Here is a 15,895-nt window from a genome sequence, read left to right as displayed (position 1 = left end):
TATTTTAATCATTATAATTAATCCTCTTGCGCTTCTATAATGTGTCCATCAAATGGTGGTTTGGAGTAGGAGTATTCATATGGCAACCGTTTATGACTTAATTGAACAGTGGTTAGCCGACCGCGCATAAAGAACAATAAATAACTCAAGTTAATTATTTAACCAGTCAAAACGGTGTATCGTGGCAGATGTGTAAAACGCAATGTCTGCTGGCGAAGGTGGTCCACGACGTTGACAAAATTGGTATTTAATAGAAACGCTAGCCGGCATCGTAAGTAAGACTATCTTAGATGTTCAGTAAAAGAGAGTGGGATTATTTCACTACAGCGGAGATAGAGCAACGCAGGATCCGTTGCCGAATAACACTATGCCGTTAAGTCTTCGCCTTGATTAAAGCAATTTGAATTCCCGCTGCATAACCAGATAATTAATACGATTGGTATTAAACAGGCTTTAGCCAAATTACAGCCATTTAGCTAAGCAATAGGCGACCATTTATACCTAAATGCTATAAATTGGTCGTCTATCAAAAACAGGACAATAATCATCCTCTTACTGTTTTGCTCACAATCATTTGCTGACGCAATAATGTGTTAACTTACCAATATATAGGCACTTTTAGGGCACTTTTACGAGACTGCTCCATGGCAAACAATAAACTGGTTTCTTTATTGTCTAACCAGGTTTCAATATTAAGTTGATGCTGCTCACTAAGGAACCTTAATATTTTATACGCAGATAGCGTGCTGATCCCCAACGCTAAGTCTTGCCACGGTGCACGAAAAGCCTCGCGCTTTTTGGCTTGGTACATTTCTCCATAAGCAAAGCCAACTAAGATACTTTCATCCAGTGCGTCTGCAACGTGTTGGTAATCTACGCTATTCATTTCAGATGTTATCGGCATTAATTTGCCAATACGTTTCCATGAGGCTTGTTGTAATTGGTTAGCAAACAAGCCCAGTTCTGGATAATTGCCCCATTGATGTTGACCACTTTCAGTGGTTAATAACAAATCGACTAAGGCCAATTGTAATTGACCATACTCAGGTTGTTGCCATATGGAGGCTAATTGAGTTGAAATAGACATCGAGCTGATATGGTTTTCTAGTCGTTGGCACACCAGAGGTTTATTATTGATGTTGGCAAGCAGTTTTGCGTCGTCTTGCAACAATAAGCAACAGCTTTGCAGTGGACTAACAAATGTTAGCGCCTGTTCAAGATGATCAAATAATGGGCTAGTGTGCTGATTGAGTAAACCAAATTGATCTAGGGTGAGCCTGAGTAAGCGCACACAACGACGTAATTCACCCCATAATGCTGACTGTTGTTGTTCGTCGTCATTAGAGACAGTTAACATATTTTCAATCAGTTGCCAGCGCTCAAGCCCCGTTTCTAGTATGGCGCTAAGGGTTTGCTGTAAATTATTACTCTTTGACAACGAGACGTAATCAATATTCTCGAGGGTGACGGGTTTTGATTTACCCGCAAGCTGGTAACCTCGCTGAGCTTTACTGGCCTTACCTAACCGCAAGGGCACTGATTTAGCCACTTCAATTGCCAATTCTATTAAGGCTGAAGTATCACCTGCAAGTAATTCAAATTCTAGCTCGCATATGGGATCAAGGTTGTTTTTTGCAATGATTTCACCCACATCCAATGCGACCTCAACGAGGCTGTTATTGAGGTAAATATGCCAGGTTTGGCGGTTGAAATTGGTTTCAAAAATACACCCGAGTGATGCGGAGATGTTGTCGATATTATATCCTACCGGCCAAATTTTATTTGGGAAACGTGACAGGATCGGTATTTTTTGATCTATGTTGACATTATATTCGGGACGAGAGTGGATCCCTCCTACGACCCTACCTGCTGTTTTTATGGTCTGTTCGAGTTGGTTATCAAAACCCCTTACGCGTAAGCCCATATCCCAACGACGCAACTGTAAATCGTCTGTATCGAAATATCCGTTGGTGAGGTTTTTCTGGCCTTGAGGGGTCGAATTAGGGTAGTCATTCAATATTTTTTTTAATAAATCATGGTGTTGTGCTTGAATGAATAGTTTTAACTCTATTTCTGCGTCCATTGACTTTATGTTTGCCTTGTCATCAAATGTTCATTAATGCGTCATATTATCTTCATAATGTCACATTGCTGTAATAAAATTATCTTAGTATAGCGTTGCTCGCATCATATATACTGAGTAACGATAACAGAGAAACTGTCGTACGAAATTAAAAAACACAGTTTCATTATGTGTACGCTTGGGTTAACATGCGCCCGCTTTTTCCAAATTGGAATTTATTAAATAGGTAAACGGCAATGCCAGTAAACTCTATTTTAGGTGTGTTTGCAAAATCACCTCTTAAGCCTTTAGAACAGCATATCGACAAAGTACATGAGTGTGCATCACTTCTTGTTCCTTTCTTTGACGCAACTATCTCAGGTGACTGGGATGAAGCGATAAAGATACGCAAAAAAATTAGTTTGCTGGAAAAAGACGCTGACTCACTTAAACGTGAAATTCGCCTGACTCTTCCTGGTGGATTATTCATGCCTGTTGAACGGACCGACTTGCTTGAGTTATTAACTCAACAGGACAAAATCGCCAACATGGCAAAAGATATCTCTGGCCGTATTATTGGCCGTCAATTAGTCCTTCCTCAGCCTATGCAAAAAGCTTTTGGTGCTTATCTACAACGTTGTTTAGATGCGGTATCACTTGCTAAGCGGGCTATTAACGAACTCGATGATTTGCTCGAAACCGGTTTCCGGGGCCGTCAAGTTGAGTTAGTTGCCAAAATGATCAATGAATTAGATCTTATCGAAGGCGATTCTGATGACTTACAAATTCAATTGCGTCGTCAATTGTTTGCATTAGAAGCTGAATTGAATCCGATTGATGTAATGTTCATGTATAAAATTATCGAATGGGTTGGAGGTTTAGCAGATCTTGCTGAGCGTGTCGGTTCCCGCCTAGAGCTAATGCTAGCTCGTAACTAATTACAAAGGTTATCAAGGAAACAAAATGGTTGATGTATTAGTCACCAATGGCCCTATGCTTATTATGATAGCGGCTGCATTCGGATTTTTAATGGCATGGGGTATTGGTGCAAACGACGTAGCCAATGCAATGGGGACCTCTGTAGGTTCTAATGCCATTACCATTAAACAAGCGATTATTATTGCAATGATCTTTGAGTTCACCGGTGCATTTTTAGCTGGTGGTGAAGTCACAAGTACTATTCGTAAAGGTATTATCGACGCCAGTTATTTTACTGACGTACCAGAGTTATTGGTCTACGGCATGATTGCCTCATTACTTGCAGCAGGTATTTGGTTAGTGGTAGCGTCAGCGTTAGGCTGGCCGGTTTCTACAACCCATTCGATTATTGGCGCGATTGTCGGTTTTGCCGCCGTGGGTGTCAATGCTGACGCTGTTGAATGGGGTAAGGTTGGCGGTATTATTGGCTCTTGGGTCGTGACACCAGCAATTTCGGGTTTTATTGCTTATATCATTTTCCAAAGTGTGCAAAAGCTGATTTTTGATACCGATGATCCGTTGGGAAATGCTAAGCGTTATGTGCCTTTTTACATGGCATTAGCCGGTTTTGTGATGTCTCTTGTGACCATTACCAAAGGTTTAAAGCATGTAGGCATCAATTTTTCAACCATAGAAGCTTATCTTTTAGCGGCGGCTGTTGCGGCCGTAGTTGGTCTTTTGGGTAAAGTGGCTATTAGCCGTTTAAAAATGAGCGACAAAGCTGACCGTCAAACTCAGTATGGTAATGTTGAAAAAGTCTTCGCCATTTTAATGGTTGTAACTGCATGTTGTATGGCATTTGCCCATGGTTCAAATGACGTTGCTAACGCGATTGGTCCATTAGCTGCAGTGGTTTCTGTGGTTGAAAATGGCGGTGTTATTGGTGCTGAAGCGGTTCTAGCATGGTGGATTTTACCATTAGGCGCAGTGGGTATTGTGTTGGGGTTGGCTATTTTTGGTCAGCGTGTGATGAAAACCATTGGTAAAAACATCACCCATTTAACCCCAAGCCGTGGTTTTGCCGCTGAATTAGCTGCCGCATCGACTGTGGTTATTGCTTCTGGTACCGGTTTACCTATCTCGACAACACAAACCTTAGTGGGCGCAGTGTTAGGTGTGGGCATGGCGCGTGGTATCGCGGCAATCAATATTGGTGTGGTACGTAACATTGTTGTGTCTTGGGTTATTACCTTGCCAGCAGGTGCTGCATTATCTATTGTGTTCTTCTTCATTATTAAGAGCATCTTTAGTTAATTTAGCCAAGACCCAATGAAGTATTAACAGAAGTGTGAGTGCGAATGCATTTAAGAAGGAAGTCATATGACTTCCTTCTTGCATTCAGAGCATTTAATAAATAGCATGACAATAAGTTTTCTGAGTTTGGATAAATACCGTGTTAAGAGTACTTTCAATCCTTATATTTTTACTTGCGCCAAGTGGCGTATTTGCGGCCCAAGCACCAACGCGTTTTATTTCTGATGATGTATATACGTTTATTCATGGTGGACCGGGTACAGAATTTCGTATTCTTGGTAGCGTAGAAGCGGGTCAACCGATCACGTTATTGGATAATACCGATGGTGATTTCACTCAAATTATTGATCATAAAGGCCGAGAAGGCTGGGTATTAACCAGTTTAGTGACCGATCAGCCTAGTTTTCGTGAACGTTTTCCAGAGATGGAAGCCCAACTGAAGCAAGCCAATGAGCAATTAAATCAAATTACTCAAAATACTGACAATACTGAAGAATATTTAATTCTGGCTAACGAAAAAGTGACTGAATTAAACGCTGCATTAACGATAGCGGTTAAACAGCGAGATGAAGCCGAGTTAAAAGTGCAACAAGGGGCTGATAATCGTCGTTATCAAATGTGGCAACAAGGTGGCTTGATTGGCGGTATGGGTGCATTGATTGGTATTATATTGGTGTACTTACCGCGTCCGCAGCGTCGTAAAAATAGTCGTTGGATGTAATAATATCTGTTGATGTTGAGGTTCTATAGAATCAAATCATCTTTTATGCGATTCATATCCTTGCTAAAAAGCCAACGATTCAAACGTTGGCTTTTTTTATTTCATTTTTTTCTATGAGAGTCATTCATTTTTTTATTCTGTTAAATATATATTAATTGTTACTTAACAAGCTGTTAAAAACCTTTATCTGTTAACTGTCACGCTTTATCACATTGCGCATGGATAATGCAGTGATAAAAATCAAACAATTGTTGGCAATTTTTTAACTATAGTGTCCAAGTTCACATTTTGAAGGTATAATCGCCGAAAAATAGATCGTACATTGTATACAAAATAAAATATTTATGAATATTGTGTTCATTTAATAGCCACAACAACCATCCTTAATCTGACCTAGATGGAATCGAATACTATGTTCAAAGCGAGTGAAGTACTGGAAGGCCGCTATGACAATGCCACTCTTGATGAGTTATTTAAAGCCATTACGGATAACTATATTGTCGATGAAGAGCAATACCTATCTGAATTAATCAAGTTAGTGCCTTCGTCTGATACAGACATTGAGCAAGTCACTCGTCGCGCTCACGAACTCGTTAGCAAAGTACGTCAGTTTGAGAAAAAAGGTTTAATGGTAGGGGTTGATGCCTTTTTACAACAATACAGTTTAGAAACACAAGAAGGGATTATCCTAATGTGTTTAGCTGAAGCTCTGTTGCGCATTCCTGATGCTGAAACTGCCGATGCGTTAATAGAAGATAAGCTGTCTGGGGCTAAGTGGGATGTACACCTTAACAAAAGTGGTTCACTACTGGTTAATGCCTCAACGTGGGGGTTAATGCTTACCGGAAGAATCGTTAAGTTAGATCGTAACATTGACGGTACACCGAGTAACTTGCTTAAGCGTCTCGTTAACCGCGTTGGCGAGCCTGTGATCCGTCAAGCGATGTTAGCTGCGATGAAGATTATGGGTAAGCAATTTGTATTAGGGCGTAATGTCAAAGAAGCGCTCAAAAATAGCGAAGCTAAGCGTAAGTTAGGTTATACCCACAGTTATGACATGCTTGGTGAGGCAGCTTTAACGGCCAGTGATGCGCAAAAATACTTCATCGATTACAGTAACGCTATCGGTGATTTAGGCGCGCAGCAATATGATGAGTCTGACGCATCACGGCCAACAATTTCAATTAAACTGTCAGCATTGCATCCTCGTTATGAAGTCGCCAATGAAGATCGGGTATTAACCGAACTATACGACACTGTCATTAAGCTGATTGTTCAAGCCCGTGAGCTGAGGATTGGTATTTCAATTGATGCCGAAGAAATGGATCGTCTTGAACTATCGTTAACATTGTTCAAGAAATTGTATCAGTCAGATGCCGCCAAAGGATGGGGCTTACTGGGTATTGTGGTGCAGGCCTATTCGAAGCGCTGCTTACCTGTTTTATGCTGGGTGACTCGTCTTGCAAAAGATCAAGGTGATGAAATTCCATTACGTTTAGTAAAAGGTGCGTATTGGGATAGTGAGCTTAAATGGGCTCAGCAAGCGGGTGACGGGGGGTATCCTTTATTTACTCGTAAAGCGAGCACTGATGTGTCTTATTTGGCCTGTGCACGCTTCTTACTATCAGATGCCACTCGCGGTGCTATTTACCCGCAATTTGCTACTCATAACGCGCAAACGGTAGCCAGTATTAATGCCATGGCCGGCGATCGCCTTTATGAGTACCAACGCTTACATGGTATGGGGCAAGAATTGTACGACACCATTTTATCTGAAAGTGGTGCTAAAGCCGTGCGTATTTATGCGCCAATCGGTGCCCATAAAGACTTGCTGCCTTACTTGGTCCGTCGCTTACTTGAAAACGGTGCGAATACCTCATTTGTGCACAAGTTAGTAGACCCACATACCCCTATTGAAAGCTTAGTGGTTCACCCATTAGTGACCTTACAAGGTTATAAAACCTTAGCTAATCAAAAAATTGTGCAGCCAGCAGATATTTTTGGTGCAGAACGTAAAAACTCTAAAGGACTAAACATGAACATTATTTCTGAATCAGAGCCATTTTTTGCTGCATTAGAAACGTACAGTGCCACTCAGTGGACTGCGGGTCCGTTGGTTAACGGTCAGACCTTAACGGGTGATGTACAAACGGTAGTGAGTCCTTTTGATACTTCATTAACGGTAGGCACTGTGGCGTTTGCTGATGCTAAAGCAATAGAGCAAGCGGTCGTGGGTGCTGATGCCGCTTTTGGCCGTTGGGCGCGGACTCCGGTTGAGACGCGTGCCAATGCACTGCAAAAACTAGCCGATTTACTGGAAGAAAACCGAGAAGAGCTGATTGTGTTGTGTACCCGTGAAGCGGGTAAGAGCATTCAAGACGGTATCGATGAAGTACGTGAAGCGGTCGATTTCTGTCGTTACTACGCCGTGCAAGCGAAGAAAATGATGGCTAAGCCTGAATTACTTCCTGGCCCAACAGGTGAGCTTAATGAGTTGTTGTTACAAGGTCGCGGAATTTTTGTTTGTATTAGTCCATGGAACTTCCCGTTAGCGATTTTCATCGGCCAAGTATCAGCGGCGTTAGCCGCGGGTAATACCGTGATTGCCAAGCCAGCTGAACAAACCTGCTTAGTGGGTTATCGTGCCGTGCAGCTTGCTCATGAAGCGGGGATCCCTAAAGATGTATTGCAGTTCTTACCCGGTACGGGGGCTGTTGTCGGTTCTGCCTTAACGGCTGATGAGCGTATTGGCGGTGTGTGTTTTACCGGGTCTACAGGTACAGCAAAGCTTATCAACCGTACCTTAGCCAACCGTGATGGCGCCATTATTCCATTAATCGCTGAAACCGGTGGTCAAAATGCCATGGTGGTTGACTCAACGTCACAGCCTGAACAAGTGGTAAATGATGTAGTTTCTTCATCATTTACCAGTGCTGGTCAACGTTGTTCAGCACTGCGAGTGTTGTTTTTACAAGAAGATATTGCCGATAGGGTGATTGAAGTGATGAAAGGTGCAATGGAGCAATTGGTCATTGGCGATCCTAGCTTCGTTAAGACGGACGTGGGCCCAGTGATAGATGCAACGGCTAAAGCAAACTTGAATGCCCATATTGACCATATTAGCCAAGTAGGTAAGTTAATTAATAAACTTGAGTTACCAGCGGGTACTGAGAAGGGTCACTTTGTTGCCCCAACCGCGGTTGAAATCGATTCGATAAAGATGCTAGAAAAAGAGCATTTTGGGCCTATTTTGCATGTAATCCGTTATAAGGCTGCTGATTTAGGCAAAGTGATTGACGAAATCAATAGCACTGGGTTTGGGTTAACATTAGGGATCCACAGCCGTAATGAAGGCCATGCGCTTAATCTAGCCGATAAAGTGAATGTCGGTAACGTGTACATTAATCGTAACCAAATTGGTGCCGTAGTGGGTGTGCAGCCATTTGGTGGTCAAGGGTTATCAGGTACAGGTCCTAAAGCCGGTGGTCCACATTACTTAACCCGTTTTGTGACTGAAAAAACGCGTACCAACAACATTACCGCTCTTGGTGGTAATGCGACATTGCTATCGTTAGGCGACACTGACGAGTAAGGTAATGTGTTTTATCTTTTAAGCCCACTTATGTGGGCTTTTTTATGCCACTAATTGGACGGTTCGCTTTTACGCTTATTGACAGCAAGAGGAGTAAATTCAGAGCCGTATTAATATGTCTTCCCTAAAAATAAGTGAGGCGTTCAGAGCTGCATACAGAGTTGCATACAGAGTTGCATACAGAGTTGCTTACTGAGTTACAAGAACGGGTGACAGTTGAATATTATTGCGTTTTAATCCTCGGCCGACGTTTTGGCATAATTTACCAAAGCGGCTGATATCACCTAAAGAGGGCATAACGCCCTGTGCGATTGCCGCTTCCCAGTAGGTGACCTCAGAATCGATAAGATCTAATAGTTTTTTTGGGCAACCCACACAACTGTTAGCGGGCCCACAACGAAAGAGATCAGGGGAGTCTAATGGGAAGGTTTGTTTTACTTGGGCAATGAGTTGTTTCATTGCAGTGATCCGATCGGGTTTATGGGTCATATTTCACCTACGCTGAATACCCTGCACATTTATCCTTGTACTATTAGACGAGGCCATAATGCGATGGTATAAATGTGTGAATGCTTATATAGAATAGCAAATCGACATTAGGTTAATACTAACGTAAATCAATTTTTACTTTAAAAAGGGGTGACAAATCGATAAGTTGATCAGGGCTTATGGTTCTTTCTTGACCCAAATTTATTCGAGATAAATAGTATGGCTCTTTAGATAAACCCGCCAGGTATCAAATCGCCACAAACTGCTGCAAAATTGATCTCCAAACATCAACAGACTCTATATTTATGTAAATTATTTGTAGCATTTTTCAGATTTAAGAATTAAATACGCCAAAATAAAGGAAGTCTAGACGTCTATATTGACAGTGGTGAAGAGTTCTCTTATTCTTGGCACAACTTGTTTTGATGTGACTGCAATATATAGCAGCGTTGAACATATTGTTAAATATTCATTGATGATCGAGATTGAGTCGTACTCGCTTTTCTCATCCGCCAATCCCTATTCGTTAAGATAAAGAGAGACCACTTTGACTAAAGCTATTTCATCAGCCCCCTCGGCAGTAAACAGCCCGGCATCGTTTGTGGCATTATTGCCACTTTTTTTGTTTTTAGGATTGTTTATTGGTGCAGGCTTATATTTTCAAAGTCAGGGTGTTGATTATGCGTTCTACCAATTACCCAGTGTTATTGCTATTTTACCTGCCATTGTATTGGCAATATTGTTGTCAAAGCAGCAAATCAATAGTGCGATAGAAACCTTTATTGAAGGTATTGGCCACAGTAATATTATTGCTATGTGTTTAATTTATTTATTGGCTGGTGCATTTGCTGCTGTTGCAAAAGCAACTGGCGGCGTTGATGCGACGGTGGCACTCGGTTTATCGTTTATTCCATCCAATTTATTATTGCCTGGTTTTTTTGTTATAGCCGCTTTTATTGCAACATCGATGGGGACGTCGATGGGCACCATTGCTGCTGTTGCGCCGGTGGCGTTAGGGGTCGCTGATCAAGCACATATTGACTATGCCATAATGGCGGGTGCGGTAATGTCTGGTGCGTTATTTGGTGACAATTTATCGATTATTTCAGATACCACGATTGCGGCAACGCGAACTCAGGGCTGTGAAATGAAAGATAAATTTCGTGAGAACTTAGTGTTTGCTATCCCGGCGTCGATCCTCACCTTGATTGCTTTTTCATTTGTCGGTCAAGGGCAAGCAGATATTGTTGCTCAGGATATTGAAATCTTAAAAGTACTACCGTATTTAACCATTCTAGTGTTAGCGGTGGTCGGCTTAAACGTATTTGTGGTGCTGTCATTAGGGATAGTATTAGCCGGCGTGACAGGCGTGTTAAGTTCTCACTATACCTTTATCCAATTTGGTAATGACATTTACACCGGTTTTACCAATATGCAGGAGATTTTTATTCTGTCGATGTTAGTCGGTGGTTTAGCGGCACTAATGCAGCAGCAGGGTGGACTAACGTTTGTCAGCAAGCAGATTGAACGTCTAATCAAACGTTTTTCAAAAGCGAATGGCGAAGCATCAAGCCGTGCGGCAGAGTTAGGCATGGCCGCGATTGTTGCCGCTACCAATACATGTGTAGCTAACAATACTGTGTCGATTGTGGTGACGGGTGATATCGCCAAGGAGCTAGCCGAAAAGCATGGGGTTTCCCCCAAACGAGCGGCCAGTATTCTCGATATTTTTGCTTGTATTATTCAGGGATTAATTCCACATGGCGCCCAAGCACTATTAATTGCCTCTGTGTTTACCATTAGTCCATTAGTCGCAGTGTCTAATGCTTGGTATTGTATGATTTTGGCCGTCATGGCAGTGATCATTGTGATATTTCGTAAACGAGTCTAAATCGGTTATATGATCAATCATCACTTGCTTACCCAGTTTAAGTGGCGACGAATGTAGCTATTTTACGATAATCAAGTAATAGCCAATCAGTAATGATTGGCTATTACTGTTCTTGGTTCTTGGTCATTACTTTTGGGTTTTCCGGGTTAACATGCCCATGCCTGTTTTTGCTTAAGTATCGACCCGTGACCGAGGAGTGTCTGCAATCATGATTGACACCTAATGATTGTGTTCATGTCATTGATGCTATTGGATTAGCGTCAGTTGGATTTTGCCAATTGTTTGATAAATTTTTACCTATGTTGTGTCATCGGCTATATGGGAATTAACCCAGGTGAATATTTTATGCTGCATCTGCCTCGGGTTAAGCATGCTAATAACAATTAACACGTAACAAACTAATGTGGACCTATTTCTCGGAACCCGTTATTTTATGTCCATTCTTGCTTGAGTATTGTCCATGACATCGATGCGATTAAGTCATTATTTAGCTGTGTGTGGCGTGGCATCAAGACGGCAAGCTGCGCGACTTATCGATAGTGGTCGAGTGAGTCTTAATCATCAATTAGCCAAGCATACTGATCGCATTAACCCCGCAGAAGCGGTGACGGTTTTGGTGGATGGTAAACCCATTTTGCCCGTGCAAGCTAAACAGTATTGGCTGTACCATAAGCCTGTTGGCGTTGATTGCCGTTTATTAGCTAATGATCCCCATAGTCTGCTCCATTTATTACCCGAGTCACCCAGGCTGTATCCTGCAGGGCGTTTAGATAAAAATTCTCGCGGATTATTACTGCTCACTAATGATGGCCAATTGACTCAAGCGTTAATGCATCCCGATTTTTATCATCCAAAGACTTATGTCGTCCAAGTGGATAAGCCTATTAGCGCAGAATTTTTATTGATGATGGCGCAAGGCGTGCAATATGGGCAAGTGCAAACTCGACCGTGTGACATTCGGCGATGGAGCTCTGAGGCGGATGAAGACAGATTTGAGATCGTATTAACCCAAGGATTAAATCGGCAAATTAGGCGTATGTGTCAGGCGTTGAGCTATAAAGTGATTGATTTAATGCGTACCCAGTTGCTGGATGTGTGTCTTGCTGAATTAGCAGAAAAAACAATGCGGCCATTAACGGCCGCAGAGTTATTGAGTCTTAAATGCGCAGTAAGCTGAGCATTTTGTTAAACAATGATTATTTAACAATGTCCATTTCAGCTAATAAATTGTCAGCATGATCTAAGTACTGCATTACCCAGAGCATATAACGGCTATCAACTTGGATGGAACGATTGCTTTGAGCGTCGTATCCCCAGTCACCAATGATACTTTCGTACACACCGTCAAACAGCAAACCGACTAATTCAGCGCGGCCGTTTAAGGTGGGTGATCCTGAGTTACCGCCGGTTGTATCAAGGGTCGATAAAAAATTAACCGGGACTGAGTCAATGGCTTTGACATAATAATCGCCGTATTGCTTTTGCTTAATCAGCTCAATCTGTTTTGCTGGTGCATCAAATGGGTCAACTCCAGTATCTTTGGCTAAAATGCCTTCTAAACGGGTAAAAGGGATTGCCACTAGGCCATCTTGTGGTGAGTAACCTTTAACGTTACCTATTGTCACCCGCAGGCTTGAGTTTGCATCGGCATAAACCGGTTTACCTTGCTCGCGGTTATAGGCAATGATCGCGTCCATATATTGTGGACGTACTTTCATTAAGTCACCTTCTAATTGTTTTTGCTGTTTTTCTAGCGCCATGTCGGCAGCGTAGGTTTGAACCGCAAATTGAATGAACGGGTCGTTAGAGGCTTTAAAGTCGGCAACCGATTTGTTCATCCATGCTAAGCGAGTTTCTTTGTTGTTTAGCTTGGTGTTGGCGTACATTTTATCCAATGTGTTCGCTAACGCTTTAGCATCAAATTTTTTGCTAATACCAAAGGCTTTATCTAAAGAGGCTAAATGCTGCTCTGCAGGTAATGCGGCATAGCGCGTCAGTAAATCGGCTAGCAGGGATTTATCGACACTGGCGGCATAACGGCGATCAATACGTTCCATGCTTGAGGTAAAGTTGGTCATGTCACGTTCTTGGTATCCGGGCTCACGTTGCATATCAGCTAAGGTTTTCTCATTAGCTAAGCGATACAAATCACGTGCGGTGGTGACCATGGTGGTGTAACCGATATAACCTAATAAAGTGTCTCTTTGCTGATTTTGCTGACTCTTAGCAACCAGTTTTTCTAAGCTTGATAGTGTTTCGCCATATTGCTGTTGGCGCTTTTTATCTTTGCCGATCCAGTTTGCTAAATCGCTCTCTATTTTCTCACGATCAGCGAGCATGGTTGATTTACCATAATACTCAATCATCGAGGTAAAATTTTTGGCATAATTGGCTAAACCAGCAATCAAGCTTTCGTATTTAATCCGCTCGTCGCTGCCTTCTGGCGCGGTTTCTTTGATGATCTCAATCATGCGCTCTTGCAGGACTTTCCCTTCAGGATAAGCCCACTCAAACTGATTGTTAACTTCATCGGCAGTGCGGTAGCGGTTAGTACTGCCTGGGTAACCGGCAACCATCACAAAGTCGCCATCGCTAACGCCCTTAGCTGATACTTTTAAGAAGCTTTTTGGCTCATATGGAACATTATCTTTGCTGAAATCGGCGGGTTTGCCGTCTTTAGATACATAAGCCCGATAAAACGAGAAGTCACCAGTATGGCGTGGCCACATCCAGTTGTCGATATCGCCGCCGTATTTACCTACGCTAGCCGCTGGATTGTAAGCTAAACGCACGTCACGAATTTCTAACTGCTTAACCAGATAATATTCTAAGCCACCATGGAAGCTATACACTTGGCAGCGGTAACCGTCTTCTTTTTCACACTCTGCCACTAAGGCTTTTTCTTGCTGTTCTATGCCTTGGTAAAAATCATTACCCACCTTATCCATTTGGTTTGCTTTAACGTTATCGGTAACATTAGTGACCGTTTCAGTCACAAAAATACGCGAACCCGGTGTAGCAGGTAGTTCTTCTGCGTAAGTTTTGGCTAAAAACCCGTCTTTAAGCAGGTTTTTATCGGATGTTGAGTTGTACTGAATTGAACCATAGGCACAGTGGTGATTGGTGACGACTAAGCCTTTTGGCGATACAAATGAAGCGGTACAACCACCAAGGCTGATCACGGCATTCATTGGAAATTCAGTTAATTTAGAGATTGATTCAGCGCTGATCTCTAAGCCTTTTTCCTTGAGTTCATCGGCCATCGCAGGTAGTTGATGTGGTTGCCACATACCTTCATCTGCCATAGCGCCAAAGCTGGCTGCTATTGCAACAGTTAATAACCATTTTTTCATTATGTAATTCCGTTATTTTTTGGGGAGGAGGTGTTAGCGTGTGATGTATAGTATGGCCAGTCATGTCTCATGCTTGTTTAATTCTTGTTTAATTATATTGGTCGATGTTATTGAAGCGTAAAACAAAAAAGTCAGGCTTAGCCTGACTTTAACAAATGTTTTATCATCTTAATAGGGTTTGTAAAACTCGCTTACAAATCTATTTTATGAGTTATATGGTTCAGGCTAATGCCACCATCAACTGGGCAACAACAATCAAGGTACCGAGTAAGCCCGCGATGATAAGTCCCAAACTGCCACCAGAGACTTGGTAGCCGCCCAATGGCTGTGAACGTTGCTTTAATGCCATTGCAATGGGTAAATAGATAATTATCACCACCAATGGAATAGCTGCAAAACCAAGGACGCTTAAAAAGCCATCTGGGTAGTAAAGTGCACACAATAGCGGTGGTATAAAGGTAATGAGCCATGTTTTAGCGCGACCTGAGGCATCATCCTTGGCTCGAGTGAGTTCGGCAACATAGTCAAACAAGCTCATGGTAACGCCTAAGAACGAAGTGATTAATGCAAGGTTAGCAAATAAATCAATGGCTTGGATTATAATTCTTGATTGAGCTAAGCTTTGTAAAGCTGCAACGAGTTTAGGCAGTGAACCACCAAAGCTATGGACGGTTTCGCCGCCTAAAGACCCTAAGGTCACTAACAACCACAGGATATAGCAAACCAGTGGAATGCTCGAGCCGATCAATAACACTTTTCTGAGTGAAACGGCATCACCTTCTAAGTAGCGCACAATCGTCGCAATACACACATGGAAACCAAATGAGGTAAACACTACAGGAATGGCTGCTAGCCATAATTGTTGTAGCGCTGTGCCTGAAGCAACATCGGTTGAGTAATTGTTTAATGCACTGATTAAATTAACGTCTGGTAATAAAAATGCCACCACAATGACGAGTAACACCACCATAGAAGTAAATAAAATGCGTGATACTTTATCAATCCACTTCACGCCAATGGCAATTAATCCACCAAAGATAACCGTAAACAGTATGATGGCTACTTGGTTGCTCATGTTAATGCCGATGGGTTGTAAACGGGTTTCTAATAGCGATGACCCTCCCATCAGATACACCATGGTTAACGCAAATAATAAGCTCAGGAATGAGCCACCTTGAATGAGCTGGCCAACTTTTCCCAGTGTTTTACCGGTAATGGCATGGACGTTATCGCCGACACCAGAGTGAAGATTAATTTCTAACATCAATAACGAGGTGTAAGCTGATAACCCCCAAATAACCACTAATAAGATTAATGCGGGGATCATACCCAAGGCTGCCGTTGCTAATGGTAGCGCTAACATGCCTCCCCCAATGGCCGTTCCAGCTACAATTGAAATAGAGCCTAACGTTTTAAAATTCACAGAAAATGTCCAGTCTAATTTTTATTTTATTTGTATCGGACATTAGCAGAAGGGTGACAGAGCAGGCAAGGATCTTTGACTGTTAAAGGCTAACAGCGGTGTTTGTAAACAATTACACAACAATAGACCAAA

General features: G+C 42.2%; 10 protein-coding genes. 6 read left to right on the top strand and 4 right to left on the bottom strand.

The features are described from left to right. Window positions 1-598 precede the first annotated feature (598 nt). Complete coding sequence (locus AAEZ02_RS11110; protein WP_351123101.1) at window positions 599-2,083, bottom strand: CYTH domain-containing protein; 1,485 nt, start codon at window positions 2,081-2,083, stop codon at window positions 599-601. Between the two features lie 236 nt (window positions 2,084-2,319). Here AAEZ02_RS11110 and AAEZ02_RS11105 point away from each other — a divergent pair, with 236 nt between their 5' ends. From AAEZ02_RS11105 to putA, 4 genes are all read left to right on the top strand, one after another. After that, complete coding sequence (locus tag AAEZ02_RS11105; RefSeq protein ID WP_351123099.1) at window positions 2,320-3,000, top strand: TIGR00153 family protein; 681 nt, start codon at window positions 2,320-2,322, stop codon at window positions 2,998-3,000. Window positions 3,001-3,025: 25 nt separating this feature from the next. Beyond that, window positions 3,026-4,294 (top strand): inorganic phosphate transporter, encoded by a 1,269-nt coding sequence (locus AAEZ02_RS11100; RefSeq protein ID WP_351123096.1) that lies wholly within the window; start codon window positions 3,026-3,028, stop codon window positions 4,292-4,294. A gap of 139 nt (window positions 4,295-4,433) precedes the next feature. Beyond that, window positions 4,434-5,015 (top strand): TIGR04211 family SH3 domain-containing protein, encoded by a 582-nt coding sequence (locus tag AAEZ02_RS11095; RefSeq protein WP_351123093.1) that lies wholly within the window; start codon window positions 4,434-4,436, stop codon window positions 5,013-5,015. A 397-nt stretch (window positions 5,016-5,412) separates the two neighbouring features. Next, window positions 5,413-8,607 (top strand): bifunctional proline dehydrogenase/L-glutamate gamma-semialdehyde dehydrogenase PutA, encoded by a 3,195-nt coding sequence (gene putA / locus AAEZ02_RS11090; RefSeq protein WP_351123090.1) that lies wholly within the window; start codon window positions 5,413-5,415, stop codon window positions 8,605-8,607. Window positions 8,608-8,796: 189 nt separating this feature from the next. Here the strand turns inward: putA and AAEZ02_RS11085 are convergent, their stop codons facing one another. Further along, window positions 8,797-9,096 carry a hypothetical protein gene (locus tag AAEZ02_RS11085; RefSeq protein ID WP_124014007.1) on the bottom strand — a complete coding sequence of 100 codons (300 nt, stop codon included), beginning with the start codon at window positions 9,094-9,096 and terminating at the stop codon, window positions 8,797-8,799. A 547-nt stretch (window positions 9,097-9,643) separates the two neighbouring features. Between AAEZ02_RS11085 and AAEZ02_RS11080 the strand changes: the two genes are divergently transcribed. Together AAEZ02_RS11080 and AAEZ02_RS11075 are read left to right on the top strand one after the other, a co-directional pair. Further along, the gene (locus AAEZ02_RS11080; protein ID WP_206191883.1) at window positions 9,644-10,987 is read left to right on the top strand and encodes a Na+/H+ antiporter NhaC family protein; all 1,344 of its coding nucleotides are present in this window, start codon (window positions 9,644-9,646) and stop codon (window positions 10,985-10,987) included. A gap of 469 nt (window positions 10,988-11,456) precedes the next feature. Beyond that, the gene (locus tag AAEZ02_RS11075; protein ID WP_164839524.1) at window positions 11,457-12,164 is read left to right on the top strand and encodes a 23S rRNA pseudouridine(2604) synthase RluF; all 708 of its coding nucleotides are present in this window, start codon (window positions 11,457-11,459) and stop codon (window positions 12,162-12,164) included. Window positions 12,165-12,183: 19 nt separating this feature from the next. Here AAEZ02_RS11075 and AAEZ02_RS11070 read toward each other — a convergent pair whose 3' ends face one another. Both AAEZ02_RS11070 and AAEZ02_RS11065 read right to left on the bottom strand, forming a co-directional pair. Next, window positions 12,184-14,340 (bottom strand): S46 family peptidase, encoded by a 2,157-nt coding sequence (locus AAEZ02_RS11070; RefSeq protein ID WP_124014009.1) that lies wholly within the window; start codon window positions 14,338-14,340, stop codon window positions 12,184-12,186. 220 nt (window positions 14,341-14,560) lie between these two features. After that, entirely contained in the window at window positions 14,561-15,763 is a 1,203-nt protein-coding gene (locus AAEZ02_RS11065) for an aromatic amino acid transport family protein (protein ID WP_101032870.1), read from the bottom strand. Between the last annotated feature and the right edge of the window lie 132 nt (window positions 15,764-15,895).

This window comes from Shewanella sp. T24-MNA-CIBAN-0130 (assembly GCF_040310185.1).
Lineage (GTDB): Bacteria > Pseudomonadota > Gammaproteobacteria > Enterobacterales > Shewanellaceae > Shewanella > Shewanella psychromarinicola.
This window is presented reverse-complemented; position numbering and strand designations above follow the sequence as displayed.